Origin of the sequence: Bacillus sp. ISL-57 (assembly GCF_018613135.1) — a bacterium.
Lineage (GTDB): Bacteria > Bacillota > Bacilli > Bacillales > DSM-1321 > Peribacillus > Peribacillus frigoritolerans.
In genome coordinates, this window is sequence record NZ_JAGGQV010000012.1 from 286190 (window position 1) to 303736 (window position 17547).

Below are 17547 nucleotides of genomic sequence, written 5' to 3' on the forward strand. Positions count from 1 at the left end.
TTTAATCGTGAAAATTGAGCATTTATTCGTGAGATTAGCGGGTTTAATCGTGAAAATTAAGCATTTACTCGTGAGATTAGCGGGTTTAATCGTGAAAATTAAGCATTTACTCGTGAGTTTAGCAGATTTACTCGTGAAAAATGCACATTTACTCGTGAGTTTTCGACTTTTACTCGTGAAATTCTAAAAGGGAGCGCTCCTTAATTAAGGGGCGCTCTTTTTTCTGATTAATTGTTTCTGAAAATGGAAAAGTTCAATCTAAATAGCAAGGTGCTATATAGGGAATCATTGCTAAACCTGATGTACGGTCTATTTTATAAAACTCGAATGCCGTCAATGTAATCAAGGTCAGCAGTGCAGCCATTTCAATAAAGGCTGTTCTGCGCAAGCCCCATTTGAAGAATAAAAAAGACCATTAGAAATTCAACCCTAGTTGAGTATCATAGAGGAGTTCAGCGGACTTCGATTCTTTTTCTTTGGATGCAATGCGATATTTCGCTATTCCCATAATCGTATAAAGGCTGATCCAAGCAACAATGCAATCCTGTTCTTTCTTCATTATTTGTATGTTCTTATACCTGTACCTTCGCACCTGAAAATAAAACATCCCCTTTAATCAAGAAGTGTAACTTTCTTCCAAACTTTACGTCGGTACTATTAAGAAAAGGGGGGATACCGATGAACCGTAAAACAATGATGCTCATGTTCAGTTTGTTCCTTTTACTTGCTGGATGCAGCAGTAACGAAAAAGATGATTCAGCATCGGAATCACAGGATGAAAAGGCGGAAAGTAAAATGGACGCTTCCATTTCCGGGAATAAGGTGCAGGAAGAAGCAGCGGAAAAGGAAGGGATGACGGATGAAAGAAAGGTCATACATCAGGCCCAGCTTGAGTTGAAAGTGAAGAACCTTGAAAAGGCACAAATGAAGATTGAGAATAAGGCGGCTGAATATGGCGGATATGTTGTTGAGTCCAATGTATACAGGGAAGATGAAGAACTGGTGGAAGGAACGATCACTGTTCGGGTCCCTGAAGCCCATTTTCAGGATTTTCTAACCGATAGCGAGGGTGAGGCTTCAGAAGTGGTCGGAAGGAATGTGACAGGTCAGGATGTAACGGAGCAATATGTGGATTTAAAAGCAAGGTTGAAGTCAAAGAGGGCAGTGGAGGAAAGGTTACTTGCATTCATGAAGGATGCTGAGAAGACGGAAGATTTGCTGAAAATATCATCCGACCTTGCCGTGGTGCAAGAAGAAATAGAGCAGCTGACCGGGCAAATGAAGTATCTTGAGAACCAGACCTCATATTCGACGGTCACCATCACGTTATCACAGGACAGGATAGTTGTGCCGGGCATTGATAATAAGGAATTGAATACATGGGAGAGGACGAAGAAACAACTTGCAACGAGTGCGAATCTATTACTTAAAGCGGGTTCAGGAATCATTGTTTTTATAATCGGAAACTTGCCGCTCCTCATTATTTTAGGCGGAACTGGTGCGGTGGTCCATTGGGTGATCAAAAGAAGGGGCAAAAGGTGAAGGAATGAAATAGAGGGTGCCAATTAGATTGGGCACCCTCTGGCATTTATCTTTTCCGTTTATGCAAGCCGGTCACATAATACAGGACTACCAACAGTAAGATCCAAATCGGACCAACGATTAGAGCGATTCTTGTATCTGCTGAAAAACCGAGTACGATCATTACGAATACTAAAAAGGCTAAAGTGAAATAAGAAGTGAATGGGAAAAGAGGCATCTTGTAAGATAAGCCTTGTTTTTCTCCCTGACTCATTTTTCGTCTAGACATAATCTGTGTGACAAGTATCGTTCCCCATGTCCAGAGGGCGCCGAATGTAGCGACACTTGTGACGTAAGTGAAAACTTTATCGGCTTCCATGTAGTTAAGGTAAACGCCGAAAAGTAGTACGATAGCCGAAACGATAATGGCCACGCCAGGAACGCCTGACTTTGTTGTACGTTCGAAACTTTTTGGTGATTCACCTTGCTGTGCCAGGTTGAATAACATTCTTCCCGTACTGAAGATCCCGCTGTTACAAGATGAAAGGGCTGCTGTCAGTACGACAAACTGAATGATTCCTGCTGCGCCTGGTATACCGATTTTATCAAACATCATAACGAATGGGCTGTTTTCTCCATTCATTTCATCCCATGGAGTGATGGATAAAATGACCGTCAGAGCTAAAACGTAAAAAAGTAAAATCCGATAAAAAACGGTATCGATGGCTCTTTTTAAAGATTTTTCAGGGTTTTTAACTTCACCTGCGGTTACACCGAGCATTTCAATTCCCAAATAGGCGAACATGACCATTTGGAACGAGAGGATGACCCCAGAAATCCCATTAGGGAAAAATCCGCCATTTTCAACAAGGTTGCCGAAACCGACCGCGATTCCGCCATTCCCCAAACCAAAGATGATCATTCCGAAGCCAAGGACAATCATCAGGATGATCGTTACGATTTTAATAAGGGCGAACCAAAACTCCAATTCGCCGTAAGCCTTTACAGCAAGAAAGTTAATTGTTGTCATGATGGCAAGTGCGGCTAATGCCCAAGCCCATTGCGGAGTATCAGGGAACCAAAATTGCATGTAGATTCCGACTGCCGTAATTTCAGCCATACAGGTGGCGATCCAAACGAACCAGTAATTCCATCCGGTTATATATCCGGCAAGAGGACCGACAAATTCGCTTGCGTAACGGCTGAAGGAGCCTGCGACTGGATTTTTTATTGCCATTTCACCCAGAGCACGCATGATAAGATAGATCATAAGTCCGCCAATGGCATAAGAAATGATGATGGCTGGACCGGCTAATTTAATGGCAGATGCCGAGCCGAGAAATAAACCGACTCCAATGGCTGCGCCAAGAGACATTAATGCGATATGTCTTTCTTCCAAACCTCTATGTAGTTGAGATTCTTTGGAGTTTTGCATAATTTTCCCCTTTTCTATGTTGGAGTTTAATTTTCTCTATCTAGCATTTTATCACTAGTAGAGGTGAATACATATTATTTATTGATTTTTCACATAATATTACAATTAAATAATATATTTTAATAGTTAGAATGTAAAGAAAAATATGAAAACGCTTACTAAGAAAGTGTTCCAAAGATTTTTCATCGTAATATAATCTCTAAAACTAATTATAATGCTATACAAACAAAAAATAATTATGTGATTTTTCTAAAAATTTAGACATTTGAAAGTGAAAAAAGGCTGTCCCGAAGATAAGGGACAGCTTGAATCGTTTCATCATTGCCAGATGGCGGAGGCCCATTCAGGATGATCAATGAAAGGGTTGCGATTATGCTGATATTGATTATAAATGATCTCATTTCGGTTAGGCTCGAAGGCATCTACAGGATCCTGTTCATTCCACTCCAGTAAGACAGCCAATTTACCATGATAAGGGGCGGTACCATTGTTCACTTGATTATTCAGCTCCAAATTGACTTCCCCTGCATCACCTTCGTAACGAACCGCCATATAAAACAGCATCCGGGCGACATCACCTTTGACGCTATCGCGAGGTTCCCACGAATCAGAATCATAGTAATTTCCTGTCGCTTCGGAATGTTCAGAACCTCCATTATCAAAGTCCAGGTTGTTTCTTGTACTGTTGACGGAGACATCAGCAGGCCGAAGGTGATGCAGGTCGGTGCCGGGTCCTAAAGAGGTACCAAAATCACCATGTGATTTTGCCCATACATGCTCACGATTCCAATCATTAACACCTGATCCGTTCAGCGTTTTTCCTTGGGAACGCCCTGTATAAAGTAGAATGACATTATTGGCGTTATTTGGGTCCTCATCGGTTATCCGTAAAGCTTCCCAGACATTTGAATATGATATTTCCGTATGGTCATCGATGATTTCATGGAGGGCTTTCTTTAATGACGCCCCTGATTTTCCGCTGGCTGAATCATAGTATGAGCCAACCCCCGGTGTCTCCGGTTCCGGTGAATCATTCCCTGAAGACATGGCAGATACATCTTTTAAGCCAGGATGGGTGAAATAGGCACTCAGAGTACCGGTGACGGTGACTTTTTTTCCTTTTAATGCAGGATTTGTTTTTAACCCAAATTCTGAGCGGAAGGAGGATGGAACCTGAACATAAACCATATTGGCAATGTTTGTTTCCGATGAGCTGTCTGCCAGTGCTATGGCATAATCATTCGGATAGCCGCTCGTAATGACGGTATTGGCTGACGTGGGCTGTCCCACCACATATCCATTGACCGCTTTAATCGTGCTGTCTTGATTCGCAATGGCTTGGGAAACGGAGTAAGGAGATGACAAGCTGCCATCGCCAGCCGCGGCTAGTGATGGAGTAATGAAAAGAGCGGGAATAAAGAAAGCGAGCACGAGTAAAATGGACAGGGCAAATCTTGGTTCATGTTTTGTGAACATGTGATTCCTCCATAATTCGATTCATACCCATTTCCAGAGAAATTGGCATGTATATGTAAAGTTATGGATATTAGCCGCTTTTTCCTTCTGGATTGTCAAAAATGAGTGAAAACAGCTAGTGATACTTAGCGGAATTTAGTGAAATAGCCCGGGAAATATCGAAGGCTGTCATGGAAATGACACGAAAAAACCGTCAGCATGCTACTGACGGTTTTTTTTACTCTGTTTTATAAGAAGACTTTGAATGAAACTCAATAAAAATGATCCGATTAAAGCCCCCCAAAAAGAATCTATTACAAAGCCACTGACAACATAGGAAGTGATTTGGAATGTGAAGGCATTGATAATGAAAGAAAACAACCCGAACGTCAGGATGGTGATCGGCAATGTGATAAGTTGGAGGATGGGTCTAACCAGCAAGTTCATGATCGATAATATAAAAACCGCCAGCAAGGCAGTTCCGTAAGATTTGATCGTGATGGAGTCGAGAAGCCAGTCAATAACGAGCAATACAAGCCCGTTGATAAGAAAACGCATGATTATGTTCATGAAAAACTCCTCCTGAAGTCACTTTCTACAAGTCATTATACTAAAATTTGATGAATTTCAGTTATATGTTTGCAGAATTGTCACAAAAAAAAGAGGATACGATATGCATTCCCCCAGAATGGAATAGACGCTTTTCATTTAAAAGGTCCAGTCGATTTCAAAAATCCGCTCCCTTTCCGCCGACCGTCTGCCAAGCCTCCTCGGCGCATGCGCCTGTGGGGTCTCGGCTAGCCAGTTATTCGGCAGGAGTGTCGCAAATTTCTTCAATCCAATATAGGTTTCATCAATATAAAAGTAAACCATGAAGGTAAGCAAGTCTTGTTTTAAAAACACGGTTCGGCTACAGGCTTTTTATTTAAAAGGTCCAGTCGATTTCAGAAATCCGCTCCCTTTCCGCCGAAAGAGCCCCATTTGTCTACAAAATGGGATTCATGAGGTTCTCTTTAGTTGTTGGCAATGATCTTTTCGAATTCACTTAATTCCAAAGTGTTTTTTAATTTGGGATTGGTGTTTAAGGAAAGCAGGGCACTTTCAATAAGAAAGGTTCGCGGTTCAACGTTTTGTAATAGTTCCTCTTGGATAAAGTGAATCAATTTTAAGTTTTTAACCCGTTCCGCTTCATCATCTTGGCAAAGCCTCAAGATCATCTTTTTTAGGTCATTTGCAGAGTGCAGGAGTGCTGTATGAAAATCCTGCTGGTTATGGAAGCACTCAGGCAGCCATTGCTTGATGAGATCGGGTTCCAAAAGCTGTGCATTTGACTTGCTGACATCTTCGAAAATCGATTTAATCCTATCGACACAATAACGGATAATTTCAGTAGGGTTGAACTCGGGCTCTTTAGCCAAGGCATTAAAATGAATCGTTTGATGCATCATTCCCGAGTAAAGAATGGCACAGTCCAAAATATAAGGTTTTTTATCAGCACCGAAAATATCCAGAAACCGTTTTGATAACCAATGGATATGCTGGAATTTAGCATGTGTTATGAAGTTCTTAAGTTCGTTATCATTTGAAATCATTACTTCTTCATATAAGAAAAAGATTTTGTTGTTTTTGTTTGAGTGCATTTGTAATTCTGATTGTTTGATGAATATTTCAATATCTGCAAGGTTTTGCCCAATCAGCAATTCATTCCGCTCTTTTTCGAATTTCTCTTGCGAAGTTAAGAAGACTGCCTTAAGCAACTCGCTTTTAGAAGAAAAATAGTTGTAAAATGTTCCTTTTGAAATGCCGCTATAATCTAAAATATCCTGAATGGAAGTTGCTTGGTAACCCTTTTCAATAAATAATTGGTGCGCATATTTAACTACCAGTTGTTTGCGCTCATTCATATATATCACCCTTACTCTTATTGGACGGTCATTTTAACGTAATAGTATCTTATTTTCTATATGAACACAAACCGGTATGTTTACAAATTCTATAGCAAAATAAGGGGGATGGCCTTTTGTTTCAGCTGATTCAGGAAGGGTTCTGCTGAAAGATAGGATTCACAAAAAGCAATGAAAAATTCAGTTTCCATGCATGCATCCGGTTATTCTCATTCTGTAAATAAAGGCTGAGGAAGTGAACAAAGTCACAGGAGAACAATTTGGTTTGTTATAAGATGAATAGAAGGAAAGAGGTGAAGTAGTTCAAAGTATCTATGATTATTCGTTAACCATTCTCGATTGCTATCCCATTGGTAGGAGAAATGATAAAATCACTCGTCATGAAGGAAAATCGCCTATAAGGGTCGTATACCATTATTAGGAATGGGGTTATGTGGATAGACTGTTACCCCAACGTTTATACCTTTTGCACTATCCATATTATGGATTTGTTTGGTGTATATCATCAGTGAGTTAATAATGAATTGATTATTATATTAAAATTATTATAAATAAGTATTGATTTTTTTCTGAGAAGCTTTATCATTATATACATAAATAATAATGAAAAGGTGGTTCAATTATGTCGAATAAGAAAAACCTTACTACAAGCTGGGGAGCCCCAGTTGGAGACAATCAAAACTCTATCACTGCCGGCGAACGCGGCCCTGTGCTCATTCAAGATGTACACTTATTGGAAAAGCTAGCCCACTTCAACCGTGAACGTGTCCCTGAACGTGTGGTTCATGCGAAGGGTGCCGGTGCATACGGCACTTTCGAAGTAACGAACGACCTTTCTCAGTACACGAAAGCTAAACTTTTCAATGGTGTGGGCAAGAAGACGGATCTATTTATCCGTTTCTCCACGGTTGCAGGTGAATTGGGTTCTGCAGATACAGTCCGTGACCCGCGTGGATTTGCCGTTAAATTCTACACCGAAGAAGGAAACTACGATATCGTCGGTAATAATACGCCAGTATTCTTTATTCGCGATGCGATTAAATTCCCCGACTTCATCCATACACAAAAGAGAGATCCTAAAACACATTTGAAAAACCCTACGGCTGTTTGGGATTTCTGGTCACATTCACCGGAATCTCTGCACCAAGTGACGATCCTGATGTCCGATCGGGGCATTCCTGCTACACTTCGTCATACACATGGCTTCGGTAGCCACACATTTAAATGGGTGAATGCAGAAGGAAAAGGCGTCTGGGTGAAATACCACTTCAAAACAGAACAGGGCATCAAAAACCTCGATGTGGATCTTGCTGCAAAACTAGCAGGGGAAAACCCTGATTACCATACGGAAGATCTTTTCAATGCCATTGAAAAAGGGGACTTCCCTGCATGGAAATTATATGTTCAAATCATGCCTCTGGAAGATGCGGATACATACCGTTTCGATCCATTCGATGTGACGAAGGTATGGTCTCAAAAAGATTATCCGCTGATTGAGCTTGGCCGTATGGAATTGAACAGAAATCCTGAAAACTACTTTGCAGAAGTAGAGCAAGCTACATTCTCACCGGGAACATTCGTACCGGGAATTGAGGCTTCCCCGGACAAGATGCTTCAAGGGCGTCTATTCGCATACGGAGATGCACACCGTTACCGTGTGGGCTCGAACCATAACCAGCTTCCGGTTAACCGTCCGAAAGTGGAAGCGAACAACTATCAGCGTGATGGCTTCATGCGTGCAGATGACAATGGCAAGGGATCGGTTTATTATGAGCCGAATAGTTTTGGCGGCCCTGCCGAATCAACGGAAAATAAAGTCACTCCTTTCGAGGTGACAGGGAAAGCTGCACAAGTTGGTCATAATAGTGATGATCACTACACTCAAGCAGGTGACTTATACCGTCTATTGAGTGCCGAAGAGAAAACGCGCCTTGTTGACACGATCGTGGGCGCAATGAAACCTGTGGAATTAGAGGAAATCAAGCTTCGTCAAATCGGTCATTTTTATAAAGCCGATCCTGAATACGGAACACGCATAGCAGAAGGTTTAGGTTTATCAGTACCGCAAGAAGTGTAATATATGGTACTCCCAATCTGGTAAATGCAACAGGCATCCATTCATGAATGGATGCCTGTTTTGTTTACGCAGGACGCCGTTTTTAAATGACATCCGACAAGTTCGGTAAGAATATATAGTTATAAATGTCTTCAGGGAAAGTTTTGCAGTCAGATTAATTGGGGGCCAGTTAAGATTAATGGTAAAGGGTGGTATTAATGACGAGTAAAAAGGTTCGGGTGTTAGTGGGCAGTCCAATTTACCCAAAACCACATATTTTACAAAAGTTCCTGCTTTCACTCAAACGGTTGGATGCGGCGGGGAAGGAACTTGCCTATTTCTTCATTGATGACAATGAAGATGAGCGATCAAGCAAGATGCTCGAAGATTTCAGTCAGGAGCAGAACAATGTCAAATTACTGGCATCCAATCAAAGCGATGTTTATGTGTGTAATGGCACTACCCATTACTGGAATGAAAATCTGGTATGGAAGGTCGCGGATTTCAAAAATATGATAATCGAACACGCGATTAAAGAACAATATGATTATTTATTTCTAATCGATTCAGACCTCCTGCAGATGAGTCATTGAGAGGACGGCTCATCGAATGGAATAATGGCAGCGAAGACTTCTCTGGCTGGAAAGCCAATATTAATGGGGTGGATCTGAATGATCAATTTCCCGCCGAATGGGAACTGGAACAAGCCCGTAATAATGTAACGGAGCCAGGTCCGGCTAATTATCCAGGGGAAGGGCCGCTTACACAGCCAGAGGCTATTGCAATGTCAGAGTTGACAAAAAAACGTGATTTTGGCAAAGTCCTTGCGTTTCACACCCAAGGAGAGGTGATTTTTTGGGGGTTTGAAGGTTTGGAACCACCCGAGTCGGAAACGATAGTCAATGAGTTTGCGAGGGTCAGTGGATATGAGCCTGTTAAATCCGCCAATAGTTATGCAGGGTATAAGGATTGGTTCATTCAGGATTGGCGCAGGCCGGGATTTACCGTGGAGCTGGGCAAAGGAACGAATCCCCTCCCCATATCACAGTTCGATGAGATTTATCAGAAGTCGCTTGGGATTTTCTTGGCAGGGTTATATATGTGAAATCTGACCAAATGAAAAAGCTCAACTCCGTTTCCATGGGGTAGAGCTTTTTAGTCTTATAAACTATTAGACTTGAAACGATGAGGGCTGCTGCAAAAAATAAGTAAAGTTATGCTTTACTTATCGATTGCATGATTAACTCGCTTTTCAACTTGAAATGAACGGGCATTTTCCATGCCTCGGTGATTTTGCAGCCCCTACCAAAAGGAAATCTAATAGTTTTACGTTAAAGAAGTTTACCTTCCTTAGCGCTAGTATTGGCCCCACCTACGCCAGATACTGTGACGGCCACGCATGCCATCCAACCTAATTTCATTATAATAGAAAGCGCTTACATTTTCAAAAATTATCGTAATGCAAATTTCGACATTTGCTTCATTTCAGCAGAAGATAATGGGGATTCGATTCTTTGCGGAGTGAATTTCACCGTAATCAATGTTGAATGGGGAGGATCCAGTGAACGGGTCAGCTTATGAGGTGTTTTTTTAAAAAACTTAAATCAATAGCTGTATTTATATTTATAAAAGTAATACTAAGTGTAAATACGAATAAATATTTATGTTTATTCGTTTATAGTTCGTATATAATGTTTTTGAGGAATTAAGGAGGAGAGACTGAATGTATAAATCGAAAAAGATTTTATTATTAGGCTCGGGTGAATTGGGGAAAGAGGTCATACTGGAAGCTCAGCGACTTGGTGTGGAGACCGTTGCTGTAGACCGCTATGAACATGCCCCTGCCATGCAAGTCGCTCATCGCAGTTATGTGATCGATATGCTGGACGCGGAACAACTAAGGGAAGTTGTAGAAAAAGAACACCCCGATTTGATTGTACCGGAAATAGAAGCCATCGCCACATCCGAATTAGTCAAGTTGGAAGAGGAAGGCTTTCATGTCATTCCGACAGCAAGAGCCGCAAAATTGACGATGGATCGTGAAGGGATCAGGAGGCTTGCTTCTGAAACTCTGGAGATTCCGACAGCAGCCTACAAATTCGCAAACACTTATGAAGAATTTGTCCAAGCTGCCAAGGAAGTTGGATTTCCCAATGTCGTAAAACCACTGATGAGTTCTTCAGGTAAAGGGCAAAGTGTGTGCCGTACGGAAGGTGACCTGGAGGATTGCTGGAAAACCGCGATGGAAGGCGGCCGGGTTCAAAATGGACGGGTGATCATTGAAGAATTTATCCGTTTTGATTCGGAAATCACGCTGCTTACTGTCAGGGCCGTAAATGGTACCATGTTTTGTGCTCCCATCGGTCACATTCAGCAGGGCGGGGATTATATTGAATCCTGGCAGCCGCATAATATGACAGAAGCACAAATAATGGAAGCGAAAAGAATTGCCCATGCCATTACGGATGAACTTGGCGGGTACGGATTATTCGGGGTAGAGCTGTTCCTCTCAGGGGATAAAGTCTATTTCAGTGAAGTTTCCCCACGTCCGCACGATACGGGGCTAGTGACATTGGTGACTCAGAATTTGTCCGAGTTTGCCCTCCATATTCGGGCCATTCTAGGATTCCCCATCCCGGAAATCAAGCTGATCAGTCCGGGTGCCAGCCGTCCATTAAAAGCGCAAGATGAGTTGTCGGAATATTCAATAGTCGGTGTTGAACAGGCTTTGGCTTTACCTGATACACAAGTGCGTCTTTTCGGAAAACCTGTTACAAAGGCAGGTAGAAGGGTTGCGGTCGCCCTGTCGTCTGCCGATTCCATCGAGGTTGCGAGAGTGAATGCGGCCCGTGCTTTGGAATGTTTAGTTGTAGGGAAAGAATAGTGAAAAAAGCGCTTCAGATTGTCGGACAAGAGGAAGCGGATTTCTGAAAACGACTGAAGGCTTGGCAAAAGGTTCAACTGAAACGTTTTATAAAAAAAATGTAGGTAAACTCACTTTCTTTGACTTTGTCTGCTGTCTGACTATGAAGCATCCTAATTCGGATGCTTTATTTCTTTACTCCATTAATAGCACATTAAACTCCTGACAACCACCCGATTTGAAGACGCAAAATGGCCTGTAATATACCCCAGATACTGATGGTTGCTATGAATAACCAATTCCACATGCTGTCTTTACTTTGTCTTAACAATTATCCTGTCGCTTTTTTACATAGCCTTGACATTGAGTTCATTTTCTTCACCTATAGTTAAATTAAATAGAAAACATTAACGGGAGGTCATTCATTTGAATCGCACTTGGAGTAAAAAGGTTTTACCCATCACGCTCGTTTCTGCATTGGCATTTGGAAGTTTATCATGGTCCGGTGCGGATCGAGTTTCGGCAAAGGGGAACCCAAATAAAGAACCGGAAATCAAGAACGTCATTTTCCTTATCGGTGACGGCATGGGAGTTTCCTATACCTCCGCTTACCGGTATTTAAAAGATAATCCTGGTACGAAGGTGGCAGAACGGACAGAGTTTGATAAATACTTGGTTGGCCAGCAGATGACTTACCCGGAAGACTCTGCACAGAATATAACGGATTCAGCTTCAGCCGCTACGGCAATGTCTGCAGGAGTGAAAACTTATAACGCTGCCATTGCAGTGGATAATGATAAATCCGAAGTCAAAACCGTATTGGAAGCAGCAAAGGAAAAAGGAAAAGCGACGGGATTGGTTGCCACTTCGGAAATCACTCATGCTACGCCTGCATCTTTTGGCGCCCATGATGAAAATCGGAAAAACATGAATTCAATCGCAGACGATTATTATAACGAATTAATCAAAGGTAAACATAAAATTGACGTCCTATTGGGCGGAGGGAAGTCCAATTTTGTCCGGCCTGATGTCAATTTGGCGAAAGCCTTCGAAAAAGACGGTTACAGTTATGTGACGGATAAAAATCAAATGCAAAAGGACAAAAATGAGCAGGTCCTTGGTTTATTCGCTTCTGAAGGACTTCCGAAAATGATTGACCGCCCAAGTGAAACGCCTTCTTTGGCAGACATGACAAGTTCGGCGATCCAGCGCTTGAATAAAGATAAAGATGGATTCTTCCTTATGGTCGAGGGAAGCCAGGTCGATTGGGCAGGACATGATAATGATATCGTAGGTGCAATGAGTGAAATGGAAGACTTTGAAAAAGCATACAAAGCGGCCATTGAATTTGCGAAGAAAGACAAACATACCTTAGTGGTGGCTACTGCGGATCACTCTACAGGAGGATTCTCGATCGGAGCAAAAGGAATATATAACTGGTACGGTGAGCCAATCAAGGCAGCCAAGCGCACTCCTGACTTCATGGCGGATGCCATCGTCAAAGGCGCTGATGTCGAAAAGACGTTAAAGCAGTATATTAACCAGAATGTAGTGAAGCTGACTGACGGTGAAATCAAAACGGTAACTGAAGCTGCCAAATCAAAAAATGTGACGAATGTCGATAATGCCATCGAAGCCATATTCGATAACCGGACCAATACTGCCTGGACTACTGGGGGACATACGGGTGAAGATGTTCCGGTCTACGCATACGGGCCATATAAAGAACGTTTTGCCGGGCAGGTCGATAACACGGATCAAGCCAAAATCATTTTTGAGCTATTAAAGAAATAATGACTTTAGGGAGGGATTCAATGAACAGACTGATGATTGGTGCCCTGTTATTAACGGCATTTGGTGCTCTTAATACCCAACCAGCTTACGAAGAAGAAACGACAGCTAAAGAAAAAACAGAGGAAATTGCACGACCACTGGAAAAAAGGGATGTCTATGTTCCGAATCCGCAGCTTCCTGATGATATATACTTGAACAAGATCGGACAGAACGTTTCCGATGCCAAAGGCGAATTAACTTTGAAGGCCTATAAAAAAGTGAATGAAACGTTGAATGTTGGCCCGATCGAGGTTAAAGTCAAAGAAATGAAAGTGATGCATGCCACTCCGGATTACAGTATGATCGATTTCTTCCACGGCTATACGCATGATGAAGATTTCGATATCGTAAAAGTGAACGTGGAAATCAAAAACAATTCGGATACAAAAATTAAGTTTTCGCCAGTTGCTTTCCTTGAAACGGACAGAGGAGAACATCTGACATGGGAAGATGAGATCTATTTGGAAGAACTTACTGGTGAAATAGAAGGAAACGGTTCAAAAAGCGGAAACATTGGTTTCATTCTAAATGATGGAAACATAAAAGGCATATCCGTCATGTCAAGTGATGCGGTGGATGACGAAGGGAAAGTCCTTGCAAAAGGCAAGTCAGCTGAATTCACTTTTTAAAGGATATGTATAATTGCCTTGGAAAAATAAAATACTAGAACAAGTGATGGGGATTACTATCACTGAACGGAATATCCAAATCCTAATGATGAGGTGACACAGAATGAGTTATAAAGATCAATTAGATCCACATTCTCAAAAGTTTCACCATAATTGGACAAGACCTAAGCGTTCAAAATCTCAAGTTAATGGCCATACGCAAGAATCGCAAACAAACATTATACTAAGAAGCAATGCAAAGGCTCACAGGTGGTAACGGATATTTCCGATAAAGAAGGAGGCTCCCAGCGGGTCTTCTTCTTTATATTTAGAATCATCTTAAACTAATCAAGGCATACATGGCTTTTCATTCATAATTATGATACCATTTACCTTTAAGATTATAGTGATTAGCTTCCGTGAAACCGTATTTTGATTCCGATTGAAAGTTTCACCTTATACAAATAGAGGACGTGAATTGTAATGATTAAAATTGAAATCCCTGCAGCGGATATAAGCATCAAACAAAGAAAGCAAGTGATTGAAGGAGACGAGCCTGTCATTCCTGAAATTTACGGGTTTATCGATTTTCATTTGATTCCCCGTGATAAAGGCGGCATCATCTTGTTTTACAATGAAAACGATGAGCTGATTTTTGTCGGTAAAGCACGTAAATTAAGACCAAGGGTCAAGAAGCATTTCGAGGATAACGTATCTCCGCTTAAAGAGCATCGTAATGAAGTCAAGAAAATTGACATTATTTTAGTTGAAGATGCTATGGAACGTGAAATCTATGAAACGTACATGATCAATAAACTTCATGCTAAATACAACGTCGATAAAGTGTTTTATAAATAAGAAACACCTATGAAAAGCTGACTGCATATGCACTCAGCTTTTTTATGTTTACATATGTACAAAAATAATTTCGTACATTTACAGCAGCTACATGTTAGGTTAACAATGTTGGTTTATATTTAGAGTATTCCAATACATTCTCGGGAGGAAGCTATTGAAGAAAATACTTTGTAAAAAGGTGTTAGTTATCTCGATCGGGACAGTGATTGCCTTTGGGAATTTAACTTGGTCCGTATCACAAGCTTCTAAGCTGGCGAAAAAGAGAGAGATTGAAACTTTTGAACAAAAGACAGCAACATCTTCAGGGTGGGAAATGGCGGAATAAGCACAATGGCCAATAATTTTTTCCTCGATTAGCAACAAAGAAAAAGAAAAATGTATTGGATAATGAAACGTTGTTAATGAGCAGCTGTTTGTAAATATAGAAGTACATTAAAAAGATTAAACTGCAATGGAGGTTCCTTGCACATGATGTAATGTGTGATTGGGCTTCCATTTAATTTTATTGTTTTAATGTCAGCCCCTTTCGTTTATCCGTTTGTCGGTGCAAGCGTGGTTACATGGGTTCAGGAGAAGTATTCGTAAGCAATTTTGAAAAAAACTTGCAAATAGTAATGATTACGTTTTATTATTAGAGAGTGTTTTTATATGGAGATTGCTTTGATATTTAAATCGTAATGATTTTGATTTAATTGCAGCAAAGAAATTAGGTAAAGGAGTGGTATGGGATGGAGATGAAGAAAATTCCGGTTACGGTATTGAGTGGATACCTTGGTGCGGGAAAGACGACGCTTTTGAATCATATTCTTGAGAATCGGGATGATCTGAAGGTTGCCGTCATCGTTAATGATATGAGTGAAATCAATATTGATGCTTCGCTGGTCAAACAGGGAGGGTTTACCCGGACGGATGAAAAACTGGTGGAAATGCAGAATGGCTGCATTTGCTGTACGCTTCGTGAGGATTTGATGATTGAAGTGGAGAGATTGGCGAAACAAGGGGACATTGATTACATCGTGATTGAATCGACTGGGATAAGCGAACCGGTCCCTGTAGCCCAAACCTTCTGCTATGTTGATGAAAGCATGGGAATTGATTTATCGAAATCTTGCCGGCTTGATACGATGGTTACCGTTGTTGATGGGTATAATTTTTGGCAAGACTTCACTTCCGGAGAAACGCTTATTGACAGGATGCAGGCAACTGATGCTGCGGATGGCAGGGAAGTGGTCGATCTATTAATAGATCAGATAGAGTTCGCCAATGTCATCCTATTAAATAAGGTCGATCTGATGGATGCTGATTCCGTTGCGGAATTGAAGGCGGTTCTACATAAAATGAATGCCGATGCGAGAATTATCGAAACAGACCATTCCAAGGTGCCGCTAAAGGATGTATTGAATACACATTTATTTGATTTTGAAGAGGCAAGCCAAGGAGCCGGCTGGATAAAGGAATTGAATGAAGAGCATATCCCGGAGACCTTGGAGTATGGGATTTCTTCCTTTGTTTACAGGAGGGGAATACCCTTTCATCCAGAACGGCTGATGGAGTGGTTGGAGAACTGGCCCGTACAAGTGGTGAGGTCGAAGGGATTCCTTTGGCTGGCATCGAGAAATGATACGGCAGGCTTGCTTTCGCAGGCAGGACCGTCATTGACTTTACAAGCAGCCGGTAAATGGATTGCAGCTTACCCTGAGGAAGAACAGCGCCAAATTTTAATGGAAGCACCTGAATTATTGGAACGGTGGAATGCAGTTTACGGTGACAGGATGACGGAGCTTGTGATGATTGGCATTCAAATGAATCAACAGGAAATCGAAAATGAATTGGATCAATGCTTATTGACGGAAATGGAGATGCAGCAGGATTGGTCTCTTTATGAAGATCGATTGCCTGCATTTACGGAAATCGTTCATTAAAAAACTTTAGGAGGAAATAGAAATGAGAGTAAACATTACGTTAGCATGCACAGAAACAGGGGACCGAAATTATATTACGACGAAAAACAAGCGGAATAATACGGACAGGATCGAATTGAAAAAGTACTGCCCGCGATTGAAGAAACACACGCTCCACCGTGAAACGAAGTAATTTTAAGGTTTAAATCGTAATGATTATGTTTTAACAAGAGAGAATGGATGTAAAAGGAGGGAAGATTGGCTGACGCCAGTCATCCTGTCGCATGATTTACGCTGCGCGGAATGTGGTTATCCAACTGTATCGCAGTCGCTGCAGTGGGGACCTGGTTTATATGTCACGGGTGCATTGGATGAACTTGAAATGGGACGGATATCCAGGAATATATCGGGAGCAAGACAGGCATCGGAACGAATCGTGAATAGTTTATAGATTTTTCATACATTCAAGATCTTAAAAAAGGAGAATATAAATGGCGAAAAAATCCAAGGTGATAAAAGCGCAAAAACAGTTGGCAATGGTCGAAAAGTATGCAGAACTTAGAAAGGAATTGAAGGAGAAAGGGGATTATGCCGCATTGGCCAAACTCCCTCGTGATTCCTCGCCTACAAGGGTTCACAATCGTTGTGGAGTAACGGGGAGGCCCCGTGGATATATGCGCAAATTCAACATGTCGCGTATCGTTTTTAGGGACCTTGCTCATAAAGGGCAACTGCCGGGTGTCAAAAAGTCAAGCTGGTGAAGCGGGGAGTTCAGAATCATTCATAAGAAAAGGGCCATTGTTAAAAAAGGGCCCATCAGTTTGGCGACAAAAGGGGGATGGAGTCCGAATAAGGGGCATTGTAGTGCTTGTTTATACGGACGAAACCTCATTAGATTGAAGAATATTTGCAACACTCCTGCCGAAAAACTGGCTAGCCGAGATCCCACAGGCGCTTGCGGTGAGGAGGCTTGGCAGACAGTCGGCGGAAAGGGAGCAAAATCAGATATTAGCTGGAATGTTTCTGGAAAAAACAGTAAGCTGGTCTCATCCCAACTTATATTTAAGACCAGTTTATCCTTTAAGTTTTTCACCTGTAATCCTCATTAGATTG

19 protein-coding genes and 2 pseudogenes are annotated in these 17547 nt (G+C 41.6%); 15 read left to right on the forward strand and 6 right to left on the reverse strand.

Going from position 1 to position 17547, the window contains the following annotated elements; genetic code table 11:
• Nucleotides 1–7 precede the first annotated feature (7 nt).
• Nucleotides 8–187, forward strand: a complete 180-nt coding sequence (locus tag J7I90_RS18015; protein WP_214773135.1) for a hypothetical protein — start codon at nucleotides 8–10, stop codon at nucleotides 185–187.
• Between the two features lie 66 nt (nucleotides 188–253).
• On the opposite strand, the pseudogene J7I90_RS18020 reads toward J7I90_RS18015, so the two are convergent.
• Nucleotides 254–607, reverse strand: a pseudogene (locus J7I90_RS18020) (TspO/MBR family protein).
• A 71-nt stretch (nucleotides 608–678) separates the two neighbouring features.
• On the opposite strand from J7I90_RS18020, the gene J7I90_RS18025 reads away from it, so the two are divergent.
• Nucleotides 679–1542, forward strand: a complete 864-nt coding sequence (locus tag J7I90_RS18025) for a DUF4349 domain-containing protein (protein ID WP_214773136.1) — start codon at nucleotides 679–681, stop codon at nucleotides 1540–1542.
• Between the two features lie 46 nt (nucleotides 1543–1588).
• On the opposite strand, the gene J7I90_RS18030 is transcribed toward J7I90_RS18025, so the two are convergent.
• The 5 genes from J7I90_RS18030 to J7I90_RS18050 all read right to left on the reverse strand — a co-directional run bounded on the left by J7I90_RS18030 (nucleotide 1589) and on the right by J7I90_RS18050 (nucleotide 6315).
• Complete coding sequence (locus J7I90_RS18030) at nucleotides 1589–2956, reverse strand: amino acid permease (RefSeq protein ID WP_214773137.1); 1368 nt, start codon at nucleotides 2954–2956, stop codon at nucleotides 1589–1591.
• A 318-nt stretch (nucleotides 2957–3274) separates the two neighbouring features.
• Nucleotides 3275–4432: an endonuclease gene (locus tag J7I90_RS18035; protein ID WP_214773138.1), complete on the reverse strand. Its 1158-nt coding sequence runs from the start codon at nucleotides 4430–4432 to the stop codon at nucleotides 3275–3277.
• Between the two features lie 201 nt (nucleotides 4433–4633).
• Nucleotides 4634–4981 (reverse strand): phage holin family protein, encoded by a 348-nt coding sequence (locus tag J7I90_RS18040; protein ID WP_214773139.1) that lies wholly within the window; start codon nucleotides 4979–4981, stop codon nucleotides 4634–4636.
• A 138-nt stretch (nucleotides 4982–5119) separates the two neighbouring features.
• Complete coding sequence (locus tag J7I90_RS18045) at nucleotides 5120–5296, reverse strand: hypothetical protein (RefSeq protein WP_214773140.1); 177 nt, start codon at nucleotides 5294–5296, stop codon at nucleotides 5120–5122.
• A 128-nt stretch (nucleotides 5297–5424) separates the two neighbouring features.
• Nucleotides 5425–6315 carry a TetR/AcrR family transcriptional regulator gene (locus J7I90_RS18050; protein ID WP_134782527.1) on the reverse strand — a complete coding sequence of 297 codons (891 nt, stop codon included), beginning with the start codon at nucleotides 6313–6315 and terminating at the stop codon, nucleotides 5425–5427.
• A 622-nt stretch (nucleotides 6316–6937) separates the two neighbouring features.
• On the opposite strand from J7I90_RS18050, the gene katA reads away from it, so the two are divergent.
• The 13 genes and pseudogenes from katA to rpsN all read left to right on the forward strand — a co-directional run bounded on the left by katA (nucleotide 6938) and on the right by rpsN (nucleotide 17195).
• Nucleotides 6938–8392: a catalase KatA gene (gene katA / locus J7I90_RS18055; RefSeq protein ID WP_034310374.1), complete on the forward strand. Its 1455-nt coding sequence runs from the start codon at nucleotides 6938–6940 to the stop codon at nucleotides 8390–8392.
• A 197-nt stretch (nucleotides 8393–8589) separates the two neighbouring features.
• Nucleotides 8590–8964 (forward strand): glycosyltransferase family 2 protein, encoded by a 375-nt coding sequence (locus tag J7I90_RS18060; protein WP_214773141.1) that lies wholly within the window; start codon nucleotides 8590–8592, stop codon nucleotides 8962–8964.
• Nucleotides 8943–9476 (forward strand): annotated as a pseudogene (locus tag J7I90_RS18065) (M14 family zinc carboxypeptidase); the annotation flags it as partial. The gene J7I90_RS18060 and the pseudogene J7I90_RS18065, both read left to right, overlap by 22 nt.
• Before the next feature lie 257 nt (nucleotides 9477–9733).
• Entirely contained in the window at nucleotides 9734–9952 is a 219-nt protein-coding gene (locus J7I90_RS18070; protein ID WP_214773142.1) for a hypothetical protein, read from the forward strand.
• A gap of 142 nt (nucleotides 9953–10094) precedes the next feature.
• Complete coding sequence (gene purT, locus J7I90_RS18075; RefSeq protein ID WP_214773143.1) at nucleotides 10095–11255, forward strand: phosphoribosylglycinamide formyltransferase 2; 1161 nt, start codon at nucleotides 10095–10097, stop codon at nucleotides 11253–11255.
• A gap of 405 nt (nucleotides 11256–11660) precedes the next feature.
• Nucleotides 11661–13028 (forward strand): alkaline phosphatase, encoded by a 1368-nt coding sequence (locus J7I90_RS18080; protein WP_214773144.1) that lies wholly within the window; start codon nucleotides 11661–11663, stop codon nucleotides 13026–13028.
• Nucleotides 13029–13048: 20 nt separating this feature from the next.
• Nucleotides 13049–13696 (forward strand): DUF4352 domain-containing protein, encoded by a 648-nt coding sequence (locus tag J7I90_RS18085; protein WP_214773145.1) that lies wholly within the window; start codon nucleotides 13049–13051, stop codon nucleotides 13694–13696.
• 103 nt (nucleotides 13697–13799) lie between these two features.
• The gene (locus J7I90_RS18090) at nucleotides 13800–13952 is read left to right on the forward strand and encodes a YpzG family protein (protein ID WP_072272311.1); all 153 of its coding nucleotides are present in this window, start codon (nucleotides 13800–13802) and stop codon (nucleotides 13950–13952) included.
• A 200-nt stretch (nucleotides 13953–14152) separates the two neighbouring features.
• Nucleotides 14153–14533 carry a nucleotide excision repair endonuclease gene (locus tag J7I90_RS18095; RefSeq protein WP_214773199.1) on the forward strand — a complete coding sequence of 127 codons (381 nt, stop codon included), beginning with the start codon at nucleotides 14153–14155 and terminating at the stop codon, nucleotides 14531–14533.
• 154 nt (nucleotides 14534–14687) lie between these two features.
• Nucleotides 14688–14858 carry a hypothetical protein gene (locus tag J7I90_RS18100; RefSeq protein WP_214773146.1) on the forward strand — a complete coding sequence of 57 codons (171 nt, stop codon included), beginning with the start codon at nucleotides 14688–14690 and terminating at the stop codon, nucleotides 14856–14858.
• 403 nt (nucleotides 14859–15261) lie between these two features.
• Entirely contained in the window at nucleotides 15262–16455 is a 1194-nt protein-coding gene (locus J7I90_RS18105) for a GTP-binding protein (protein ID WP_285289445.1), read from the forward strand.
• Between the two features lie 22 nt (nucleotides 16456–16477).
• Nucleotides 16478–16627, forward strand: a complete 150-nt coding sequence (gene rpmG / locus J7I90_RS18110; protein WP_214773147.1) for a 50S ribosomal protein L33 — start codon at nucleotides 16478–16480, stop codon at nucleotides 16625–16627.
• Nucleotides 16628–16925: 298 nt separating this feature from the next.
• Nucleotides 16926–17195 (forward strand): 30S ribosomal protein S14, encoded by a 270-nt coding sequence (gene rpsN / locus J7I90_RS18115; protein WP_214773148.1) that lies wholly within the window; start codon nucleotides 16926–16928, stop codon nucleotides 17193–17195.
• Nucleotides 17196–17547: the final 352 nt, after the last annotated feature.

Bases quoted from the DNA above. Each gene is read 5' to 3' on its own strand.
- J7I90_RS18025 (WP_214773136.1), top strand. From the start codon at position 679: ATGAACCGTAAAACAATGATGCTCATGTTCAGTTTGTTCCTTTTACTT.
- J7I90_RS18030 (WP_214773137.1), bottom strand. From the start codon at position 2,956: ATGCAAAACTCCAAAGAATCTCAACTACATAGAGGTTTGGAAGAAAGA.
- J7I90_RS18035 (WP_214773138.1), bottom strand. From the start codon at position 4,432: ATGTTCACAAAACATGAACCAAGATTTGCCCTGTCCATTTTACTCGTG.
- J7I90_RS18040 (WP_214773139.1), bottom strand. From the start codon at position 4,981: ATGAACATAATCATGCGTTTTCTTATCAACGGGCTTGTATTGCTCGTT.
- J7I90_RS18050 (WP_134782527.1), bottom strand. From the start codon at position 6,315: ATGAATGAGCGCAAACAACTGGTAGTTAAATATGCGCACCAATTATTT.
- katA (WP_034310374.1), top strand. From the start codon at position 6,938: ATGTCGAATAAGAAAAACCTTACTACAAGCTGGGGAGCCCCAGTTGGA.
- J7I90_RS18060 (WP_214773141.1), top strand. From the start codon at position 8,590: ATGACGAGTAAAAAGGTTCGGGTGTTAGTGGGCAGTCCAATTTACCCA.
- purT (WP_214773143.1), top strand. From the start codon at position 10,095: ATGTATAAATCGAAAAAGATTTTATTATTAGGCTCGGGTGAATTGGGG.
- J7I90_RS18085 (WP_214773145.1), top strand. From the start codon at position 13,049: ATGAACAGACTGATGATTGGTGCCCTGTTATTAACGGCATTTGGTGCT.
- J7I90_RS18090 (WP_072272311.1), top strand. From the start codon at position 13,800: ATGAGTTATAAAGATCAATTAGATCCACATTCTCAAAAGTTTCACCAT.
- J7I90_RS18105 (WP_285289445.1), top strand. From the start codon at position 15,262: ATGGAGATGAAGAAAATTCCGGTTACGGTATTGAGTGGATACCTTGGT.
- rpmG (WP_214773147.1), top strand. From the start codon at position 16,478: ATGAGAGTAAACATTACGTTAGCATGCACAGAAACAGGGGACCGAAAT.
- rpsN (WP_214773148.1), top strand. From the start codon at position 16,926: ATGGCGAAAAAATCCAAGGTGATAAAAGCGCAAAAACAGTTGGCAATG.